Below are 1,932 nucleotides of genomic sequence, written 5' to 3'. Positions count from 1 at the left end.
GGAGGCGCTAACCGCCGGGTTGTCGTGATCACGCTCGGCGACGTCTTCCGCCGCTATGGCCCCGCCTCTCGCGCGCGCTGGGGGAGTCAGCGGTCGTCAGCGCAGCTCGCGGCGATGCACGCCATTGAAGCGTGTCGCACCGAAGCCCTGGGTGGGCAGGTCTACCGCTGCCCGCACTGTGACCAGGTGCGCTACGCCTATCATTCCTGCCGCAACCGCCACTGCCCCACCTGCCAGCACGATGCGGCGCAGGACTGGCTGGCTCGCCAGCAGGACCTGCTGCTGCCGGTACCGTCCTTCCTGGTCACCTTCACGCTGCCTGCGGCCCTCCGCGCCATCGCCTTCCCGCACCAGGCCCAGGTCGATGACCGGTTCTTTCGCGCCTCGGCGGCGGCACTCCAGCAGTTGGCCCAGGATCCGCGCTTCCTGGGCGGGCAACTCGGCATGGTTGGCGTCTTACAGACCTGGACGCGCGACCTGCGCTACCATCCGCACATCCACTACCTGGTGCCCGGGGGCGGGCTGTCCGCTGATGGGCGCACCTGGATAACGGCCAGGGCCGACTTCCTCGTTCACGTCAAACCGCTGGCTATCCTCGTTCGCGCCAAACTCCAGGCGGCGCTGCGGCAGACTGAGCTGTGGCGCAGCATCCCCGCTGAGGTCTGGCGGCAAGCCTGGGTGGTCGATTGCCGTCCGGTGGGGAGCGGGTGGACGGCGCTAAAGTACCTGGCCCCGTACGTCTTTCGTGTTGCGCTGAGCAACCATCGCATCCTGGGCATGGCCGACGGCGAGGTGACCTTTCGCTCTCAGGATGGGGAGACCCGCCAGACCCGCATCAGCACGCTGTCGGCGGAGGCGTTCATTGAGCGATTTTTGCAGCACATCCTCCCCAAAGGCTTCGTCAAGGTGCGCTCCTACGGGCTGTTCCGAGTCGGGGCGCGTCAGCACTTGACGCGGCTGCGCGCCCAGTTGATCCTTCAGCAGCGGAAGGTTGAGCTCCTGCCCCCAGACGATGAGCGCCCCGAGCCCGACCAGCACCAGGATCTGCGCTGCCCCAATTGCGGTCAGGCGCTGCGGCTGGAGCGGGTGCTGCCCCGGCAGCGTGCGCCACCGGACGTGCAATCCGTCGCGTCACGCGAGCAGCGTCGCTGAGGTCATCAGCGCATGACCTGAATGCGGACGCTGGCTTTGGGTTGCCCGAGCGAGCGGCTATCCTGGCGTGGCGACCCATGGGGTGAGCACTGGGCGCATGGCCGACACCGAACGGCGACCAACACGGGCTCCCGCATGACCGATCTGCTGGGCATCCACCGCAGGGCACGCGCGCTCCGGTGCTGCGCAGACGCAGCGCCGGAGCGCACCCCTGACCCAGAGCCCCACCGGAAATCCCATACGGCTCCTGCACCTTGAGCGCGTCGGCTTCGCTCAACAAGGATTATGTGGCGGCTTCGCGCCACATGAATCCTTAGTTCGTTGGGCCGCCCTCAGCCCGTACAAGCTCATACCGAACATTGAGAGCTGTGTCGAGTTGTGCGCATCGGCACCAACTTAATTTATATCTTTATATACATCTAATAAAGAGGCATCGGCGATCTTAACATTAGGATGAGTAGATCTAATTAAATTTATAACAGCGCTTCCGATTAGTGAGTCACCAAAATGATAAAGAAAAGCTGTCGACGCAACAGCAGCGAGTAAACGAAAAAAGAGATCCGTGATTGACGAGTACAACATCAAAAACCAAAGCAAAGGATATAAAAAGGAAAAGGTTGCTACTATTCCTGTAATGCTAGAGAGTATTTTAAATACGTCTAGCTCATTAAGAGTCTTTCTACTCCTCGACTTCTCCTCATTCATATATAAAACTTTCTTTAAACCAATACCCTCGCCAAAATGACCACCTCGTCGGCCCCTTAACAACCAAACATCTGT

General features: G+C 61.1%; 2 protein-coding genes. One reads left to right on the top strand and one right to left on the bottom strand.

Features of this window, described 5'->3' with window-relative positions; genetic code table 11:
* Nucleotides 1-24 precede the first annotated feature (24 nt).
* Entirely contained in the window at nt 25-1,152 is a 1,128-nt protein-coding gene (locus tag EYB53_RS25220; RefSeq protein ID WP_135482385.1) for an IS91 family transposase, read from the top strand.
* Between the two features lie 396 nt (nt 1,153-1,548).
* Here the strand turns inward: EYB53_RS25220 and EYB53_RS25215 are convergent.
* A partial coding sequence (locus EYB53_RS25215) for a hypothetical protein (RefSeq protein WP_205712778.1) occupies nt 1,549-1,932 on the bottom strand: 384 nt, incomplete at its 5' end.

It is taken from the genome of Candidatus Chloroploca mongolica (assembly GCF_004762035.2).
Taxonomy (GTDB): Bacteria; Chloroflexota; Chloroflexia; order Chloroflexales; family Chloroflexaceae; genus Chloroploca; species Chloroploca mongolica.
Note: the sequence above shows the minus strand (reverse complement) of the source record. Positions and strands in the feature narration are given on the sequence as shown.